This is a genomic window from Streptomyces sp. NPDC055099, assembly GCF_053607685.1.
The window spans coordinates 365,987-384,023 of sequence record NZ_JBSGUA010000005.1 but is presented as its reverse complement, the minus strand read 5'-3'; the positions used below and the strand labels follow the sequence as shown (position 1 = coordinate 384,023).

Sequence of the window (18,037 nt, the reverse complement as noted above, 5' to 3'; positions counted from 1 at the left end):
AGTCCCCACGCGAGCCTCCAGCCCTGGGGTCAACAAGGGCATGCCCTACGGAACTTGTGTGCCACAATCACCCGGTGTTACTGACCTATGTCGACGAGTCGTACGACCGTCAGCGTTACTGGATGGTGGCCCTGGTCATCACCGAGCATCACGTGCGTCCGCTGCAGCGTGCCCTCGACGCGGTGGTCCGCAAGGCGTCGGAGTCATACCCGGTCGACGAATCCGCCGAACTCCACGGACACGCGCTGCTTCAGGCCAGGGAGGACTGGGCAGCCATGCGCACCAAGGAAGGTGACATGGTGCGCGCTCGGATCGGTGTCTACGGTGATGCGCTCAAGGCGATCGGTGCACATGACGTGCAGATCATCATCAAGGGTCTGGATCTCGAGCGGTACCCGTCTCGGGCGGAACTGCCCGTGCCGCCCCACCAGCGCGTCCTGAAGGCTCTGCTGCGCCGCGTCAACGATCAGGCGCGCGCCTACGGGCAGTGGACGCTGATCATCGCCGACGAGATCGACGGGGCGGCGGAACACCAGCAGCACTTCCGCCTCTACCAGCGCGACGGCATCGATGGGATAGGGGGTGACCGGCTCCCGGAGATCGTCGACACCATCCACTTCGCCCCGTCCCGCGCAAGCCGCCTTCTCCAGGCCGCGGACCTCGTCGCCTACCTGTATCGCAGGCTTGCCTCCGGCCAGGACTCCAGCCCGCGAGCGCGGCAGACAAGTGAGCGGCTGTGGTCGTACGTCGCCGGTCGAGTGGTGCACGAAGAGTGTGAACTCCACGAGCCAGAGGATGACCAGCAGGACTCGTGATGCACAAAGGCCCCGCTTGCGCGGGGCCTGAGGCGAATCGGGCGTCATTGCTTGAAGACGTCCCTGCTGCGCAGGCTAGCACGGACCACAGCACGGCGGCAGTGCGCGTCAGTGACGCCTGGCCAGCCTGGCCCACACACCTCTACCGGTCACGACGCGCCACGCAACGTTGCGCATCCCAAGCCACGCGCAGCGCGTCCAACCCCGCACAGCCTCAGAACCGACTGAGACCCGAGCGGGCTTGGCAGTTGATCGGGGCCGGAACAGAGCAGTGGGGCCCCGATTACCGAAACCGGGAACCCACGGGATACTTGTCGCCCCGCGCAACAAGGGGAGGTCACACCGCCACAAGCCGGACCCGCTCGCCGCACAGCTTGGTCATGTCATCAGTATCGGAAGTCAGCATGACCACGGGGCGGTGCTGTCGCAGCGCGGCCTCGGCGACGGCCGCATCAATCGCGTACTTGTGTCCGTGCAACCCGGCATTCATCAGCAGCTTCGAGGCCGCCCTTGCCTCTTCCTCACCGACCGGGACGACCCGCAGCCCGGAAAGCACCCAGTTCAGGCGGGACTTGCTCGTACGGGCATGGACGGCCTCGATGATGGTGAGCGCACTGATCACGACCTCCATGCCGCGCGAGCGTGCCTCAGCGATTAGAGCCACCACCTGCTCGTCATCGGCGAGCAGCTTCGAGAGCCCTTCGCTGTCCAGGACGAGCGTCCCCTCGTGACTCAGCCTGCGGCGGGCCACTCGGCCTCCTCGGTGAACACCTCGTCAAAGACCTGCCGCGCCCGCTGACGAGCCGGCTCGGAGACCGGCCCCTTGCGGCTCTCGTAGTCCGCCAGGTACTCGTCCAGGACCTGCCCGCGCAACTCACGCTCGACCGCCTCGGCGATGAACGCGGAGAACTCCCGCTTCCCCACTCGCGCCCGGATCGCCTCCGCCGTCCCCTCCGGCAGCGACAGGCTCACCCGCGTCGCCGGGCCTTCCCCGATGCTGTACGTCGTCTCAGCCATGCCCCCGATTGTGTCAAATGAGTAGGAAAAGTGCCACGCCCGCACTAGCTTCGCAGCTCGGCCTGTGCCCTGCTCGCGCAAATTCCAGCACGGGCACCCCCATCCCATCCCAGCACAATCCCAGCACGGTACGGATGACCAGGGATGACGACAGGTGACGAGGGGTCAGCTATCCCAGCATCATCCCAGCACGGAAAAACTAAGGGTCCGACCCCGAAGAGCCGGACCCTCTCTGACCTGCATGTTTGCCAGATCAGCGACGTGGTGATACGTCAGCCGCTACACGTTGAACCGGAACTCCACCACATCCCCGTCCTGCATCACATACTCCTTGCCCTCCATGCGCGCCTTGCCCTTCGCGCGGGCCTCCGCCACCGAGCCGACCTCCACCAGGTCCTCGAAGGAGATGACCTCGGCCTTGATGAAGCCCTTCTGGAAGTCCGTGTGGATCACGCCCGCGGCCTCGGGGGCCGTGGCTCCCTGGGGGATCGTCCAGGCGCGGGATTCCTTGGGGCCGGCCGTGAGGTACGTCTGGAGGCCGAGGGTGCGGAAGCCGACGTGGGCGAGGGTGGCCAGGCCGGGCTCTTCCTGGCCCACCGACTGGAGGAGTTCGAGGGCCTCTTCCTCGTCCAGTTCCGCGAGGTCCGACTCCAGCTTCGCGTTGAGGAAGATCGCCTCCGCGGGGGCGACCAGCGCGCTCTGCTCGGCCTTGAAGTCGTCGTCCGTCAGCTCGTCCTCGTCCACGTTGAACACGTAGAGGAAGGGCTTCGTCGTCAGGAGGTGGAGGTCGTGGAGGAGCTCCTCCTTGCCCGAGCCCTGGACGATGCCCTGGGAGAAGAGCGTGTCGCCCTTCTCCAGGATCGCCTGGGCCTCCTCGACCGCCTTCACCTTCGGGGCGACGTCCTTCTTGATGCGCGACTCCTTCTGGAGGCGCGGGAGGACCTTCTCGATGGTCTGGAGGTCGGCGAGGATCAGCTCGGTGTTGATCGTCTCGATGTCGTCCTTGGGCGAGACCTTGCCGTCCACGTGCACGACGTTCTCGTCCTTGAAGGCGCGGATGACCTGGCAGATCGCGTCCGACTCGCGGATGTTCGCGAGGAACTTGTTGCCCAGGCCCTCGCCCTCGCTCGCACCGCGCACGATGCCCGCGATGTCTACGAAGTCGACCGTCGCCGGGAGGACCTTCTGGGAGCTGAAGATTTCCGCCAATTTCGTGAGGCGGGGGTCCGGGACGCCGACCACGCCGACGTTCGGCTCGATCGTCGCGAACGGGTAGTTGGCCGCAAGGACGTCGTTCTTGGTCAGGGCGTTGAAAAGGGTCGACTTGCCGACATTGGGCAGACCGACGATTCCGATCGTGAGCGACACGTTGCGACTTCCCGTACGTGAGTGCTGTGGGTGGACGGCCCGGAGGGCCGGAGCGACCGTAGGGCGATCCCCCAGTCTACGGCGTGCCAACCCCGCCCTCGTCGGCGTGCCGGACTTGTATCGAACGCTTGGCCAAGGTCAGCCAAAGGGCGTGTCCCGTGCAGGATTATCGGTATGGCTCGTCCTAGGTTGGTCCGGTGGAGCAACACAGGACGCGTCCCCCTAAGCCTCCGGCCCGGCCGCCGCGACGCACCGCACCGCTGCCCCCGCAGGGCAGGCCCGCCGACGCGGCGGGGTCGGTCTATCGCGCCGCGCCCCGTCCCCGCCGCCCCGTCCCGCCCGTCGTACGCAAACTGCGCGCTCTGCCGCTCTACCGCAGACTGCGCGCGATGCCGAACCCGCGTCTCACGGGGCTCGGCAGCGGGCTCTTCTGCGCCGCGACGATGTTCCTGCTCGCCTGCCTGCTGTGGCTGCTCTTCGGCAGCTCCGTGGTCGCGTACGGCGTGCTCTTCCTGCCCGTGAGCGCGCTGACCGCGTACTGGGTGCGGCCCGCCGACCTGGTCACCGCGCCGGTGGCCGCGCCGATCGCCTTCGCCGTCGGGCTCGTGCCCCTCTCGGGCGGCAACGGCGGCGGCTTCGGCGGTCACTTCATGGGGCTCATCACATCGCTCGCGCTGCACGCGGGCTGGCTGTACGCCGGGACGCTCGTCGCCGCTCTCGTCGCGATCGTGCGCCGCGTCAAGCTCATGGGGCAGCGGCGCCGGGCACGCGCCGCCTTCCCCGTCACCGCCCCGCCACGGGGGCCGGCGGTTTCGGCGAAGAGGCGCATGCCCACCTCGTAGGACCTGCCCGAAGCCTCGTAGGACCAGCCCCGAAGCCCACTTCGCGTCAGTCCTTCTCCGCCGCCGCCATCGCCGCTCCCACGATCCCCGCGTTGTTCTGCAGCTCCGCGGGGACGATCTCCGCCCTGATGTCCTTGATCAGCGGCAGGAACTTGTGTGACTTGCGGCTCACCCCGCCGCCGATGATGAAGAGCTCCGGCGAGAACAGCATCTCCACGTGCGCCAGATACTTCTGCACGCGGTGCGCCCAGTGCTCCCAGCTGAGGTCCTCGTCCTCCTTGGCCTTGGACGACGCCTTCTTCTCGGCGTCGTGGCCGTGCAGCTCCAGATGGCCGAGCTCCGTGTTCGCCACGAGGCGGCCGCCCGTGAAGAGGGCGCTGCCGATGCCCGTGCCGAGGGTGAGCAGGATGACCGTGCCCGTACGGCCGCGTCCCGCCCCGAAGTGCATCTCGGCCACGCCCGCCGCGTCCGCGTCGTTCAGGACGGTGACCGGCGCGGTGGTGCCGAGCCGGTCCGCGATCAGGCTCTCGATGTCCGTGCCGATCCAGCTCTTGTCCACGTTGGCCGCGGTGCGCGCCGTGCCGTCCGTGATCACGCCGGGGAACGTGGCGCCGATGGGGCCCGTCCAGCCGAAGTGCTCGACCACCTCACGCACCTTGTCGGCCACGCCGTCGGGCGTGGCCGGTTGCGGTGTCAGTACTTTGTGCCGCTCTTTTGCCAGGTCACCACGGTCCAGGTCCACGGGAGCGCCCTTGATCCCTGATCCGCCGATGTCCACACCGAAGATCTGCATGAGACCCACCGTACGACCCGGGCCACGCCTTCGCGTTACTTCTTCGACAGCTCCGCGGCCTCGGCGCGCAGGTCGCGGCGGAGCTCCTTCGGCAGCGAGAAGGTGATCGACTCGTCGGCCGTCTTCACCGTCTCCACGTCCGCGTACCCCCGCTCGGCGAGCCACTCGATGACGCCGTCCACCAGGATGTCGGGGACGGAGGCGCCCGAGGTGAGGCCGACCGTGGTCACGCCCTCAAGCCAGGCCTCGTCGATCTCGTCGGCGTTGTCGACGAGGTGCGAGGCGGCCGCGCCCGCGTCCAGGGCGACCTCGACCATGCGGATCGAGTTCGAGGAGTTCTTGGAGCCGACCACGATGACCAGCTCGGCGTCCTCCGCCAGCTTCTTCACCGCGACCTGGCGGTTCTGCGTGGCGTAGCAGATGTCGTCGCTGGGCGGGGAGATCAGGCCCGGGAACTTGGTCTTGAGGGCGTCGACCGTCTCCATGGTCTCGTCGACCGAAAGCGTGGTCTGGGAGAGCCAGACGACCTTGTCCGGGTCGCGGACCTCGACGTTCGCGACGTCGTCGGGGCCGTCGACCAGCGTGATGTGGTCGGGCGCCTCACCGGACGTGCCGATGACCTCCTCGTGGCCCTCGTGGCCGATGAGGAGGATGTCGAAGTCGTCCTTGGCGAACCGGACGGCTTCCTTGTGGACCTTCGTGACCAGGGGGCACGTCGCGTCGATCGTCGCCAGTTTCCGCTCGGCGGCCTCCGCGTGGACCGTCGGCGCCACGCCGTGCGCGGAGAACATGACGATGGAGCCCTCGGGGACCTCCGCCGTCTGGTCGACGAAGATGGCCCCCTTCTTCTCGAGGGTCTGCACCACGTACTTGTTGTGAACGATCTCGTGGCGGACATAGATCGGAGACCCGTACTGCTCAAGGGCCTTCTCGACGGCGATCACGGCACGGTCCACACCCGCGCAGTAGCCGCGGGGGGCGGCGAGCAGGACTCGGCGGGCAGGAGTCGAAGCAGTCATACCCCCCATCGTAAGGCCGAGCCCAGCGCGTCAAAGATCGGCTTCTTGGGGAGACTGGGGGCCTGCGTTCACTTACGGAGGCACGATGTCCGGTTACTCCGGCAACTCAGACGCGACAACCGGTGCCCACCCCGGCACCACCGACGAGGGCGACGGCCTCCGCCGCAGTCTCGGCTTCCGTGATCTCGTCGTCTACGGGTTGCTGTTCATCGCCCCGATGGCGCCGGTCGGAGTATTCGGGACGCTGGACGCCAAGTCGCACGGCGCCGTGGCGCTCGTCTACATCATCGCCACGATCGCGATGGCGTTCACCGCGTTCAGCTACGCCCAGATGGTGAAGGTCGTCCCCCAGGCGGGGTCGGTCTTCGCCTACGCGCGCGTGGGGCTCGGCAACGGCCCGGGGTTCATCGCCGGGTGGATGGCGATGCTCGACTATCTCCTCATCCCCGCCGTCGCCTATCTCTTCTCCGGGATCGCGATGGAGGCGCTCGTGCCCTCCGTCTCCCGGTGGGTGTGGACGGCGATCGCGGTCCTGGTGACGACCGCGCTGAACCTGTGGGGCGTACGGGCGGCCGCGCGGGTGGGCTTCCTCGTCCTCGCGATGGAGATCGTGGTCCTCCTTGTCTTCATGGTGTCGGCGATCGTCGTCCTGGTGCAGGACGGGGCCCAGCGGGACTGGCTCTCGCCGCTGAGCGGGGACGGCTCGCAGGGGGCGTTCGCGCTGGGCGCCGTGGTAGGGGCGGTGTCGGTGGCGGTGCTCTCGTATCTGGGCTTCGACGCGATCGCCTCGTTCGCGGAGGAGGTGACGGGGGGCTCGGCGAAGGTGGCGCGGGCGGTGCTGGTGTGTCTGGCGCTCGCCGGTGTGCTCTTCGTCGCCCAGACGTATCTGGTGGCGCTCCTCGAGCCGATGTCGTCGGCGCAGCTGGCCGCCGAGCCGGCCAAGCAGGGGTCCGCTTTCTACGATGCGGTCGACTCCGGGGTCGGGGACTGGCTGCACGATCTGGTGGCCGTCAGCAAGGCGATCGGCGCGGCGTTCGCCGCGCTGGCCGGGCAGGCGGCCGCGGGGCGGCTGCTGTACGCCATGGCGCGTGACCGGCGGCTGCCGGGCGCGCTGTCCAAGACCGATTCGGGGACACCTCGGCTCGCGCTGCTGTGCGCGGCCGTCGTGACGCTGGTGGCCGCGGTGTGGGCGGCTCGGCGGGACGACGGGATGGATCACCTGGTGTCGGTGGTGAATGTCGGGGCGTTGACGGCGTTCGTGTTGCTGCACGCGAGCGTGGTGGGGTGGTTCGCCGTCCGCCGGCAGGGGGGTCCCGTGAGTTGGTGGCGGCATCTGCTGGTTCCCGTGCTGGGGGCTGCGATCACCATCGCGGTGATCGTGGAGGCTGCGGGGTCCGCGCAGATCGTGGGCGCCGTCTGGTTGGTCGTGGGGCTCGTTGTGCTCTTTGGCCAGCGGGCTCGTCGTGGGGAGTCCTAGGCCGCCGCTGCACGGCGGATGTTTTACGCCCACCCACCCGAAACTCCGGGTCCAGTCCTCGACGCAGGAACAACGGTGGGCGGAGAAGCACGGCCGCCGCCTCTCGCCGCAACGGAAACCCCGTCCTGTCAGACCCTGCCGATACGCTCGTCGCATGGCCTTGAATACGTCCGCTGATGCTCCGCTGCCCGTCGGCGAGGTGTCGCGGCTCATCGGTGGGTGGATCGATCGGCTCGGTGCCGTGTGGGTCGAGGGGCAGATCACCCAGCTGTCCCGCAGGCCCGGCGCCGGCGTCGTGTTCATGACGTTGCGCGACCCCTCGCACGACATCTCCGTCAGCGTCACCTGTTACCGCCAGGTGTTCGACGCCGTCGCGGACGTCGTCTCCGAGGGCGCCCGCGTCGTGGTCCACGCCAAGCCCGAGTGGTACGCGCCACGGGGGCAGCTGTCCCTGCGCGCCGTCGAGATAAAGCCCGTCGGCGTGGGAGAACTCCTCGCGCGGATCGAGTTGTTGAAGAAAAGCCTTGCCGGGGAAGGGCTTTTCGCGGCCGACCGGAAGAAGGCCCTCCCCTTCCTGCCCCAGCTCATCGGGCTCGTCACCGGCCGCGCCTCCGCCGCCGAGCGTGACGTGCTCGAGAACGCCCGGCACCGCTGGCCCGCCGTCCGCTTCGAGGTACGCAACGTCCCCGTACAGGGCGTGCACGCCGTACCGCAGGTCGTCCAGGCCGTGAAGGATCTCGACGCGATCGACGCCGTGGACGTGATCATCGTGGCGCGCGGCGGCGGCAGCGTCGAGGATCTGCTGCCGTTCTCGGACGAGCAGCTCGTCCGGGCCGTCGCCTCCTGCCGTACGCCCGTCGTCTCCGCGATCGGCCACGAGCCGGACAACCCCCTGCTCGATTACGTGGCCGACCTGCGCGCCTCCACCCCCACCGACGCCGCCAAGAAGGTCGTGCCGGACGTCGGCGAGGAGTACGAGCGCGTGCGGTGGCTGCGGGACCGGGCCCGGCGCTGCATGGACGCCTTCCTCGACCGCGAGGACCGCGGCCTGGCGCACGCCCTCGCCCGCCCCTCCATGGAGCATCCCCACCGCATGATCGAGGAGCGCGAGGAGCAGGTCTCGGCCCTCGTCGACCGCAGCCGCCGCACGCTCGGGCATCTGCTCGACCGCGCCGAGTCGGAGCTGACGCACACCCACGCGCGCGTGGTGGGCCTCTCCCCCGCCGCGACGCTCCAGCGGGGGTACGCGGTGCTGCAGAAGCCGGACGGCGCGGTGGTGCGTGCCGCGGAAGAGGTGACCCCCGGCGAGGAGCTGCGGGCGCGGGTCGCGGAGGGCGAGTTCACCGTACGAGCCGTGGGAGCCGAAGCAGCCGTGGAAACCGAAGCAGCCGAAGCAGCGAAGTAAGACGCAGGACGCAGGACGCGCGAGCCGCACAAGCCGTACGAACCGACATTTAGGGTGGGGCACATGACCAGCAAGACGGACGAGGCCGCGAGCCCGGCGGACGCACTCGGCTACGAGCAGGCGCGGGACGAGCTCATCGAGGTCGTACGCCGCCTGGAGACGGGCGGCACCACCCTGGAGGAGTCGCTCGCCCTGTGGGAGCGCGGCGAGGAACTGGCCAAGGTGTGCCGCCGCTGGCTGGACGGCGCCCGCGCCCGCCTGGACGCCGCCCTTGCCGGTGGTGACGCGGAGGCGGACGGCGACGAGGACGCCTGAGACAGAGGATCGCCCCCCCCACACCACCACACCCCACGGCTGTGAAGCGGATCACCAAGCTCCGGATTTTGTTGAAGATTAAACCGCAACGCCGTACCGTCGGTGACGCAAGCTGATCCACGCACGCACCGAGAAGGTTGATCCATGTCTCTCGTCCTTGACCCCGCCGCACAGGACCTGCTCTTCCGCGAGGCCCGCACCGCGAACTCCTTCACCGATGAGCCGGTCACCGACGAGCAGGTACAGGCGATCTACGACCTGGTCAAGTTCGGCCCGACCGCCTTCAACCTGTCGTCGCTGCGCATCACGCTGGTCCGCTCCCCCGAGGCCCGTGAGCGCCTGGTCCAGCACATGGCCGAGGGCAACCAGCCGAAGACCGCGGGCGCCCCGCTCGTCGCGATCCTCTCCGCGGACAACGAGTTCCACGAGGAGCTGCCGGCGCTGTTCCCGCACTTCCCGCAGGCCAAGGACGTGTTCTTCTCGGAGCGTCCGGCCCGTGAAGGTGCCGCGCACCTCAACGCCGCGCTGCAGGCCGCCTACTTCATCATCGGCGTGCGCGCCGCCGGTCTGGCCGCGGGTCCGATGACCGGCTTCGACGCCGCCGGCGTCCAGAAGGAGTTCCTGGACGACGACCACACCCCGCTGATGGTCGTCAACATCGGCAAGCCCGCCGAGAACGCCTGGTTCCCGCGCTCCCCGCGCCTGGAGCTCGACCAGGTCATCCAGACCGTCTGAGTCCGAGATACACCCAGTACGAGTGAGGGCCCCGGCGACTACCGCCGGGGCCCTCACTCGTACCACCCACCACCACGAACAACAACAACCACTCAGGATGTCTTCAGCGCCTGCGCCATCTCCGTCAGCTGCCCGAACGACGCCGTGCCCGCGACCACCGTCGTCGCGCCCTTGTCCTCGCGCACCAGGGCGTCGTACGTCTGCCCCTCGTAGCGGTGCCACGTCTGGCCGCCGATCTTCTCGGTGGCCTTCGTCCGCACCGCCCGCTGCGTGGCCTCCTCGATGAACTTGACCGGCTTGGCCGTGGACTGCTTGACCGCGACGTACTCACCGGACGGGTCGAGGAACCCCAGGTGCCAGCTGTCGCCCTTGGAGCCGTCGAACCGCACCGACGTCGGCTTCCACGCCTTGGCCAGGCCCTCGGGGGCGGCCACGGGGTACGCCGCCGCCCGTCGCGCGGTCAGCAGCTCGATGCTGTAGTCGACGCGCTTGACGGGGGCCTTGGAGTCGTCGTGCGGGATGAAGACGTAGATCACGCCGGCGACGAGGGCGATCACCGCCATCGACCACAGCATGTTCCGTACGGTCTGCTTGCCTTGTCTGCCTGCCACGCACCCATGTTCTCAGGCCCCGGGCACAGCTCTTCCCCCGGTGGTCCCCTGACCTCCCCCCGGCACCCGATCCGCTCATGCGTGGGGCCCTCTGCTCATTTTGTCGGCCTACGGATAGAGTCAATCCAAACCCTCATCCGGCCGCCCTCCCGTCTCCCACCCCCGCCCTTCCAAGGACGCCCTACGGGCGCGCCACTTTTTTGTATCAGCAGAAAGGTGCTCTCCGATGACCGAGCATCATCTCCCTTCCGAGCTCGAAGTCTCTCCCGAGGCTCCCGACCGCAACCTCGCCCTGGAGCTCGTCCGGGTCACCGAGGCCGCCGCCATGGCCGCGGGCCGCTGGGTCGGCCGCGGCGACAAGATCGGCGCCGACGGCGCCGCCGTCAGGGCCATGCGGACCCTCGTCTCCACCGTCTCGATGAACGGCGTCGTCGTCATCGGTGAGGGCGAGAAGGACGAGGCCCCGATGCTCTTCAACGGGGAGCGCATCGGCGACTCCACCGGCGCCGAGGTCGACATCGCCGTCGACCCGATCGACGGCACCACCCTGTGCGCGAAGGGGATGCCGAACGCCATCGCCGTGCTCGCCGCCGCCGACCGCGGTGCCATGTTCGACCCGTCCGCGGTCTTCTACATGGACAAGCTGGTCACGGGCCCGGAGGCCGCCGACTACGTCGACATCAACGCCCCGGCGTCCGTCAACATCCGCCGCGTCGCCAAGGCCAAGGGCCGCTCGCCCGAGGACGTCACGGTGATGATCCTGGACCGCCCCCGCCACGAGGGCATCGTCAAGGAGATCCGCGAGACCGGCGCGCGCATCAAGTTCATCTCGGACGGCGACGTCGCCGGTTCGATCATGGCCGTGCGCGAGGGCACCGGCGTCGACATGCTCATGGGCATCGGCGGCACCCCCGAAGGCATCATCTCGGCCTGCGCGATCAAGTGCCTCGGTGGCACGATCCAGGGCAAGCTGTGGCCGAAGGACGACGCGGAGCGCCAGCGCGCGCTCGACGCGGGCCACGACCTGGACCGCACGCTTTCGACGACCGACCTGGTCCGCGGGGACAACGTCTTCTTCGTCGCGACCGGCATCACGGACGGCGAGCTGCTCCAGGGCGTGCGCTACGCCGCGGAGACGGCCTCGACCTCGTCCCTGGTCATGCGCTCCAAGTCGGGCACGATCCGCAAGATCGACTCCGACCACCGGCTGGCGAAGCTGCGCGCCTACAGCGCCATCGACTTCGACCGCGCCAAGTAGGCTCAGGGGCGCGCGAGTTGCGCACACCGGAGGGGGCGCCCCGTGCGGGGGACGCCCCCTTCGGCGTACACAAGAACCGGCCGAAGAACCGACCGGAGAACGGCCCGACGAACGGGCCGAAGAACTAGCCGGCCGCGGCTATCGGTCCGGCGGTCGTGTGCGCGGCCTTCTTGAGCTCCACCTCGCGCCGGCGCCGCCTGGCGAGCACCACGCGGCGCTCCGCGGCCGTGAGGCCGCCCCAGACGCCGTACGGCTCGGGCTGGAGCAGGGCGTGCTCCCGGCATTCGACCATCACCGGACAGCCGCCGCAGACGCGCTTCGCGGCTTCCTCCCGGGACAGGCGTGAGGCGGTCGGTTCCTTTGACGGGGCGAAGAACAGCCCGGCCTCGTCTCGTCGGCACACCGCCTCGGTATGCCATGGGGCGTCTTGGTTCCGATCTCGCACTGGTCCACGCTGGGCCGGAACAGCGGCGACCTGCAGGGACTGATGCGACGGCTGCAGCACGGGTCTACTCCTGACGACGGCTTCGCGAGCGAGAGACGATGCAGCAGCTCTACCCGCTGTGCACACGCCTATGCACTGAGTTCCGATGAACGGAACTTCACGCCGTCAGTGGCCCGGATACGCCCCTCAGTGGCCGAGACGCCTGCCTTCAGTGGCCGAAATGCTTGCGCAGATGCTTGTGCAGGTCCCGAATGATCTTGCCTCGCTTCGCCTTCGCCTCGATGTTGCCGAGGACCGCGAAACCGTCGACGAAGACGACCGGTGCGTCCCGCTCGGCCGAATCGAGCGTGTCCACCTCGAAGTTGCCGAGCACACCCGTGCCGTTGCCCCGCAGTGAGATGTTCTCCGGGACGCGGATCTCGACGTTCCCGAAGACGGAGACCGCCTTGATCACGACCTGCCGCTGCTCGAAGATCGCCTCGCTGAGGTCGATCTCCACGTTGCCGAAGATCGCGTACGCGTGCGTGCGGCGGCTCACGCGCCAGCGGCCCTTGCGGGCGGAGCTGCTGAAGACCGCGACCATGTTCTCGTCGGCGACCGGGGGCACCACGCCGTCCGACGGCCGGGAGGGCACGGGCTCGGGCGTCACCGTCGGGTGCGCCGCGCCGCTCGCCGCGGGCAAGTCGCTGACCAGCGGCTCCAGTTCACCCATGGTCTTGGCGCGATAGACCCCGTCGATCCGCTCGCCGTGCTCCTCGGCGGTCAGCCGCCCTTCGGCTAGCGCCTCGCGCAGGATGTCCGCCGTGCGGTCCCGGTCGGCGTCCGACGCGCGCAGGCCGGCGGGCCGCGGTTCCGGGTGGGTCTGCTGAGGGCGCTTGTCTAGGTCCACACCATTCAGCGTACCCAAACGCGATAGATCGCGACTACCCCTGTGGACAACCCGGTGAGCCCTACTGAGCCTTACCTCACAAGCCCGGCCGTCCCGTCGCGTTCTACGCTGGTTGGCGCGTCGCCAATGGAGGCCGCGCCGCTGTCTGCCGAGTGAGGAATGGCCGTAATGCCAGAGTTCGAGTACTCCGATCTGCTCCCCCTGGGAGAGGACACCACCCCGTACCGGCTGGTGACCTCCGAGGGTGTCTCCACATTCGAGGCCGACGGGCGGACGTTCCTCAAGGTCGATCCCGAGGCGCTGCGCACGCTCGCCGCCGAGGCGATCCACGACATCCAGCACTACCTGCGGCCCGCGCACCTGGCCCAGCTGCGGCGCATCGTCGACGACCCGGAGGCGTCGGGCAACGACAAGTTCGTGGCGCTCGACCTGCTGAAGAACGCGAACATCGCGGCCGCGGGCGTGCTCCCCATGTGCCAGGACACCGGCACGGCCATCGTCATGGGCAAGCGCGGCCAGAACGTCCTCACCGAAGGTGAGGACGAGAAGGCGCTCTCGCACGGCATCTACGACGCGTACACGAAGCTGAACCTGCGCTACTCGCAGATGGCCCCCCTGAACATGTGGGAGGAGAAGAACACCGGCTCCAACCTCCCGGCCCAGATCGAGCTGTACGCGACCGACGGCGGCGCCTACAAGTTCCTCTTCATGGCCAAGGGCGGCGGCTCGGCGAACAAGTCGTTCCTCTACCAGGAGACGAAGGCCGTCCTGAACGAGACCTCCATGATGAAGTTCCTGGAGGAGAAGATCCGCTCGCTGGGCACGGCCGCCTGCCCGCCGTACCACCTGGCGATCGTCGTCGGCGGCACCAGCGCCGAGTTCGCGCTGAAGACCGCGAAGTACGCCTCCGCGCACTACCTGGACGAGCTGCCCGCCGAGGGCTCGCCCACCGGCCACGGCTTCCGCGACAAGGAGCTGGAGGAGAAGGTCTTCGAGCTGACGCAGAAGATCGGCATCGGCGCGCAGTTCGGCGGCAAGTACTTCTGCCACGACGTGCGCGTGGTGCGCCTGCCCCGGCACGGCGCCTCGCTGCCCGTCGCGATCGCCGTGTCCTGCTCGGCCGACCGCCAGGCCACCGCGAAGATCACCGCCGAGGGCGTCTTCCTGGAGCAGCTGGAGACGGACCCGGCGCGCTTCCTGCCGGACACCGAGGACTCTCACCTCGACGAGGCTGCTGATGTCGTGAAGATCGACCTCAACCAGCCCATGGACGACATCCTCACCGAGCTCACCAAGCACCCGGTGAAGACCCGCCTCTCGCTCACCGGCCCCCTCGTCGTGGCCCGCGACATCGCGCACGCCAAGATCAAGGAGCGGCTCGACGCGGGCGAGGAGATGCCGCAGTACCTGAAGGACCACCCCGTGTACTACGCGGGCCCCGCCAAGACCCCCGAGGGCTACGCCTCCGGCTCCTTCGGCCCGACGACGGCCGGCCGCATGGACTCCTACGTGGAGCAGTTCCAGGCGGCGGGCGGCTCCAAGGTCATGCTCGCCAAGGGCAACCGCTCCAAGCAGGTCACCGACGCCTGTGACGCGCACGGCGGCTTCTACCTGGGCTCGATCGGCGGCCCCGCCGCGCGTCTGGCCCAGGACTGCATCAAGAAGGTCGAGGTCGTCGAGTACGAGGAGCTCGGCATGGAGGCGGTGTGGAAGATCGAGGTGGAGGACTTCCCGGCCTTCATCGTGGTCGACGACAAGGGCAACGACTTCTTCCAGAACCCGGCCCCGGAGCCGACGTTCACGTCCATCCCGGTGCGCGGTCCCGGCCTGGCCTGATCTTTTGAGGGGCGCGGGGAACTGCGCGACCAGCCACGACGCACCCGCGGCGCAGGTCGCGCAGTTCCCGCGAAGGCGGGCGCCTAGGCGAACCGCTGGTTCGCCGCCCCCGTGCACTTCTGCAGCCGCACCGGCTCCTTGGCCCCCACCAGGGTCAGACAGAGCCCGGTGTCGGCGGCGGGACGCACGGTGCCCGCGTCACGGACGAACTTCTGGTTGCCGCCGCCGTGGCAGTTCCAGAGCGTGACCGCGGTGCCTTCCTTGTACGCGCCGTCGGGCACGTCCAGGCAGCGGTCCTGGGTCAGCCCCGTGTGCAGCGAACGCTGCCCGCCGGGACCGCCGTCGTACCACCAGGTCTGGTTGCGGTTGCCGGTGCAGTCCCAGCCCTGGACCTTGGTGCCGTTGCGGCTCTTGGACGCGTCGACGTCCAGGCAGGTCCCCGTGCCCGCGTTCTTGAGCGGCTTGTACGCGTCGTCCCAGCCGCCCGGGTAGAGCTTCGGGCTGCCCGTGCTCGCCGGGTCCGCGCAACCGGCCTCGCTGAGGCCTGAGTCGTACAGCTGCGTGAGGCAGGAGGCGAAGGCGGCGTGGCCGCGGGCGTTGGGGTGGAAGGACTGGCGGACCGAATTGGAGTCCGGCGGGAAGGGGTTGGAGAGGTCCACGTAGAGACCGCGCGCCCAGGTGTCCTCCATGCAGACCTCATGGCCGTGGAAGAGGCGCGAGTTGTCGAGGTAGGTCGCGCCCGCGGCCTTGACCGCCTTGCGCATGCCGGTCTCGAAGGTGGGGACGGCGTAGTTGCGGCCCCACTCGGTGTCGGAGTCGTAGCCGAGGCCGCCGCACGCCAGCTTGCCGGGGAACCTGGGGTTGTCCCGGAAGTCGGGGCCGATCGGGCTCGGATAGCCCATGACGACCAGCTTGTAGTCGTCGCCCGCGTATCCCGCGTCCCTCATGACGGTCTTCAGGTCGCGGATCGACTGCTCGACCTTGGGCACGAGCGCGTCGACCCGCGCCTGCCAGCCCGCCGTGTACTTGCCCGCGCAGGCGCCCTGGCTGAGCAGGAAACGCGTCACGCAGTCGGTCATCACGGGCGCGAACTGGAGGTCGTCGTTGGCCCCGATGACGAGCAGCACCGCCTTGATCTTCGTGTTGCGTGCCTTGACGGCGAGACTGTCGCTCTGCACCAGCTCGTCGGGGTACTGCTGCTGGCCGCCGATCCTGATGTTGACGGTCTGCGCTCCCGAGCAGGCGACGTTGTACGTCTCGTCCGCGGGGATGCCGGTGCGGTGGATCGCGGCGTCCGGGGAGCGGTGGCACCAGTTGTCGGGGCCGTCGGTGCCGGGTTCGTACGTCCCGACGCCCTCCCCCGAGATCTCGCTGTCGCCGAGCGAGATGAGGCCGGTCCTGCGGTCGGCGAGCGGGCGCTCGGCCGGGTCGCCGTAGAGCTCGGTGGCCTCGGCCGCCCTGATCTTCTCCAGCTCCGGCGGCAGCGGCGTGGAGGCGGGAGCGGCGCTCCCGCGGTCCTTGCCGTCCGCCGCGCCGTCCGCCGCCTGGGCGGGCGCGCCCGCCGCGGTGCCGAGCACCGCCGCCATCGCCACGGCCGCCGCGAACATACGTCGCGGCCTGCCCCGGCGGCCCTGTCTGGTGCGCTTCATTGCGCCTCCCCGGTTGGTGTTACCCACGGTTTTACTGGTGAGTAGGAGCAGGGGGAATACCTAGAACAAGACAAGTGCTCAACTTTTCAGCGAGGTCTGACGGAGAGGTAGGTTCGAGGCATGACCAGCGACGCCAGCGCAAGCGCAAGCGGTGAGTACCGGATCGAACACGACTCCATGGGCGAGGTGCGGGTCCCCGCGCACGCCAAGTGGCGGGCGCAGACGCAGCGGGCGGTGGAGAACTTCCCCGTCTCCGGACAGCGCCTGGAGCGCGCGCACATCGCCGCGCTGGCCCAGGTCAAGGCGGCGGCCGCGAAGGTCAACGCGGACCTCGGGGTGCTCGACAAGGACGTCGCCGAGGCGATCGCGGACGCGGCGGGCGAGGTGGTCGAAGGCCGCTGGGACGAGCACTTCCCCGTGGACGTCTTCCAGACCGGCTCCGGCACGTCGTCCAACATGAACACCAACGAGGTCCTCGCGACGCTGGCCTCCGAGCGGCTCGGCCGCAGCGTCCACCCGAACGACCACGTGAACGCGTCCCAGTCCTCGAACGACGTCTTCCCCTCCTCGATCCACATCGCGGCCACCGGCGCCGTGACCCAGGACCTGATCCCCGCGCTCGAACATCTGGCGACCGCCCTGGAGCGGAAGTCGGCGGAGTTCGCCGACGTGGTGAAGTCCGGGCGCACGCACCTGATGGACGCCACGCCCGTGACCCTGGGCCAGGAGTTCGGCGGATACGCGGCCCAGGTGCGCTACGGCGTGGAGCGGCTGAAGGCCTCGCTGCCCCGCCTCGCCGAACTGCCGCTCGGCGGAACGGCGGTGGGCACCGGCATCAACACCCCGCCCGGCTTCTCGGCGGCCGTGATCGAGGAGGTGGCACGGGCCACGGGGCTTCCGCTCACCGAGGCCAGGGACCACTTCGAGGCCCAGGGCGCACGCGACGGCATCGTCGAGACCAGCGGGCAGCTGCGGACGATCGGGGTCGGCCTCACGAAGATCGCCAACGACCTGCGCTGGATGGCCTCGGGGCCGCGGACCGGGCTCGCCGAGATCAACCTGCCCGATCTGCAGCCCGGTTCGTCGATCATGCCGGGGAAGGTGAACCCGGTCATCCCCGAAGCGGTGCTCATGGTCGCCGCGCAGGTCACCGGCAACGACGCGACGGTCGCCGCCGCGGGCGCCGCCGGCAACTTCGAGCTGAACGTGATGCTGCCGGTCATCGCCAAGAACGTCCTGGAGTCCGTGCGGCTCCTCACCAACGTCTCGCGGCTCCTCGCCGACCGGACGGTCGACGGAATCACCGCGAACGCCGAGCGGGCCAGGGAGTACGCCGAGTCCTCGCCCTCCGTGGTCACCCCGCTGAACAAGTACATCGGATACGAGGAGGCGGCGAAGGTCGCCAAGAAGTCCCTCGCCGAGCGGAAGACCATCCGGGAGGTCGTTCTGGAGAGCGGGTACGTCGAGCGGGGCGACCTCACCCTGGCGCAGTTGGACGAGGCGTTGGACGTGCTGCGGATGACGCATCCCTAGGGCGCTCTCCCAGGCTGTTTTCCTTTACGC

General features: G+C 69.0%; 18 protein-coding genes. 9 read left to right on the top strand and 9 right to left on the bottom strand.

Annotation, left to right across the window (positions count from 1 at the left end; genetic code table 11):
- Positions 1-74 precede the first annotated feature (74 nt).
- Positions 75-815: a DUF3800 domain-containing protein gene (locus tag ACWFRU_RS16270; RefSeq protein WP_453687388.1), complete on the top strand. Its 741-nt coding sequence runs from the start codon at positions 75-77 to the stop codon at positions 813-815.
- Between the two features lie 337 nt (positions 816-1,152).
- On the opposite strand, the gene ACWFRU_RS16265 is transcribed toward ACWFRU_RS16270, so the two are convergent.
- The 3 genes from ACWFRU_RS16265 to ychF all read right to left on the bottom strand — a co-directional run bounded on the left by ACWFRU_RS16265 (position 1,153) and on the right by ychF (position 3,200).
- Positions 1,153-1,566: a PIN domain-containing protein gene (locus ACWFRU_RS16265; protein WP_453687387.1), complete on the bottom strand. Its 414-nt coding sequence runs from the start codon at positions 1,564-1,566 to the stop codon at positions 1,153-1,155.
- Positions 1,548-1,832, bottom strand: coding sequence for a hypothetical protein (locus tag ACWFRU_RS16260; RefSeq protein WP_453687385.1), 285 nt, complete (start codon positions 1,830-1,832; stop codon positions 1,548-1,550). The genes ACWFRU_RS16265 and ACWFRU_RS16260 overlap by 19 nt, the downstream gene beginning before the upstream one ends.
- Before the next feature lie 279 nt (positions 1,833-2,111).
- A complete protein-coding gene (gene ychF / locus ACWFRU_RS16255) occupies positions 2,112-3,200 on the bottom strand; it encodes a redox-regulated ATPase YchF (RefSeq protein ID WP_453687383.1) in 1,089 nt (362 codons plus the stop codon).
- A 197-nt stretch (positions 3,201-3,397) separates the two neighbouring features.
- Here ychF and ACWFRU_RS16250 point away from each other — a divergent pair, with 197 nt between their 5' ends.
- Positions 3,398-4,042 (top strand): DUF6542 domain-containing protein, encoded by a 645-nt coding sequence (locus ACWFRU_RS16250; protein ID WP_453687381.1) that lies wholly within the window; start codon positions 3,398-3,400, stop codon positions 4,040-4,042.
- A 46-nt stretch (positions 4,043-4,088) separates the two neighbouring features.
- On the opposite strand, the gene ppgK is transcribed toward ACWFRU_RS16250, so the two are convergent.
- Together ppgK and ACWFRU_RS16240 are read right to left on the bottom strand one after the other, a co-directional pair.
- Entirely contained in the window at positions 4,089-4,835 is a 747-nt protein-coding gene (gene ppgK / locus ACWFRU_RS16245; RefSeq protein ID WP_453687379.1) for a polyphosphate--glucose phosphotransferase, read from the bottom strand.
- Positions 4,836-4,870: 35 nt separating this feature from the next.
- Positions 4,871-5,863, bottom strand: coding sequence for a 4-hydroxy-3-methylbut-2-enyl diphosphate reductase (locus ACWFRU_RS16240; RefSeq protein WP_453687377.1), 993 nt, complete (start codon positions 5,861-5,863; stop codon positions 4,871-4,873).
- 76 nt (positions 5,864-5,939) lie between these two features.
- On the opposite strand from ACWFRU_RS16240, the gene ACWFRU_RS16235 reads away from it, so the two are divergent.
- The 4 genes from ACWFRU_RS16235 (at position 5,940) to ACWFRU_RS16220 (ending at position 9,786) form a co-directional block, all read left to right on the top strand.
- The gene (locus ACWFRU_RS16235) at positions 5,940-7,331 is read left to right on the top strand and encodes an APC family permease (protein ID WP_453687375.1); all 1,392 of its coding nucleotides are present in this window, start codon (positions 5,940-5,942) and stop codon (positions 7,329-7,331) included.
- 154 nt (positions 7,332-7,485) lie between these two features.
- Positions 7,486-8,736 (top strand): exodeoxyribonuclease VII large subunit, encoded by a 1,251-nt coding sequence (gene xseA / locus ACWFRU_RS16230; RefSeq protein ID WP_453687373.1) that lies wholly within the window; start codon positions 7,486-7,488, stop codon positions 8,734-8,736.
- A 63-nt stretch (positions 8,737-8,799) separates the two neighbouring features.
- Positions 8,800-9,051, top strand: coding sequence for an exodeoxyribonuclease VII small subunit (locus tag ACWFRU_RS16225; protein ID WP_453687371.1), 252 nt, complete (start codon positions 8,800-8,802; stop codon positions 9,049-9,051).
- Positions 9,052-9,195: 144 nt separating this feature from the next.
- The gene (locus tag ACWFRU_RS16220; RefSeq protein ID WP_453687369.1) at positions 9,196-9,786 is read left to right on the top strand and encodes a malonic semialdehyde reductase; all 591 of its coding nucleotides are present in this window, start codon (positions 9,196-9,198) and stop codon (positions 9,784-9,786) included.
- A 92-nt stretch (positions 9,787-9,878) separates the two neighbouring features.
- On the opposite strand, the gene ACWFRU_RS16215 is transcribed toward ACWFRU_RS16220, so the two are convergent.
- Positions 9,879-10,397: a DUF4245 domain-containing protein gene (locus ACWFRU_RS16215; RefSeq protein ID WP_453687368.1), complete on the bottom strand. Its 519-nt coding sequence runs from the start codon at positions 10,395-10,397 to the stop codon at positions 9,879-9,881.
- A gap of 226 nt (positions 10,398-10,623) precedes the next feature.
- Here ACWFRU_RS16215 and glpX point away from each other — a divergent pair, with 226 nt between their 5' ends.
- Positions 10,624-11,655, top strand: a complete 1,032-nt coding sequence (gene glpX, locus ACWFRU_RS16210; protein ID WP_363208983.1) for a class II fructose-bisphosphatase — start codon at positions 10,624-10,626, stop codon at positions 11,653-11,655.
- Between the two features lie 124 nt (positions 11,656-11,779).
- On the opposite strand, the gene ACWFRU_RS16205 is transcribed toward glpX, so the two are convergent.
- Together ACWFRU_RS16205 and ACWFRU_RS16200 are read right to left on the bottom strand one after the other, a co-directional pair.
- Entirely contained in the window at positions 11,780-12,160 is a 381-nt protein-coding gene (locus ACWFRU_RS16205; protein WP_361055699.1) for a WhiB family transcriptional regulator, read from the bottom strand.
- Positions 12,161-12,308: 148 nt separating this feature from the next.
- The gene (locus tag ACWFRU_RS16200; protein ID WP_453687365.1) at positions 12,309-12,989 is read right to left on the bottom strand and encodes a DUF1707 SHOCT-like domain-containing protein; all 681 of its coding nucleotides are present in this window, start codon (positions 12,987-12,989) and stop codon (positions 12,309-12,311) included.
- 168 nt (positions 12,990-13,157) lie between these two features.
- Between ACWFRU_RS16200 and ACWFRU_RS16195 the strand changes: the two genes are divergently transcribed.
- Entirely contained in the window at positions 13,158-14,825 is a 1,668-nt protein-coding gene (locus tag ACWFRU_RS16195) for a fumarate hydratase (RefSeq protein WP_453687363.1), read from the top strand.
- Positions 14,826-14,908: 83 nt separating this feature from the next.
- Here ACWFRU_RS16195 and ACWFRU_RS16190 read toward each other — a convergent pair whose 3' ends face one another.
- Positions 14,909-16,474 (bottom strand): ricin-type beta-trefoil lectin domain protein, encoded by a 1,566-nt coding sequence (locus tag ACWFRU_RS16190; RefSeq protein ID WP_453687361.1) that lies wholly within the window; start codon positions 16,472-16,474, stop codon positions 14,909-14,911.
- 120 nt (positions 16,475-16,594) lie between these two features.
- Here ACWFRU_RS16190 and ACWFRU_RS16185 point away from each other — a divergent pair, with 120 nt between their 5' ends.
- The gene (locus ACWFRU_RS16185) at positions 16,595-18,007 is read left to right on the top strand and encodes a class II fumarate hydratase (RefSeq protein WP_453687359.1); all 1,413 of its coding nucleotides are present in this window, start codon (positions 16,595-16,597) and stop codon (positions 18,005-18,007) included.
- Positions 18,008-18,037 lie beyond the last annotated feature (30 nt).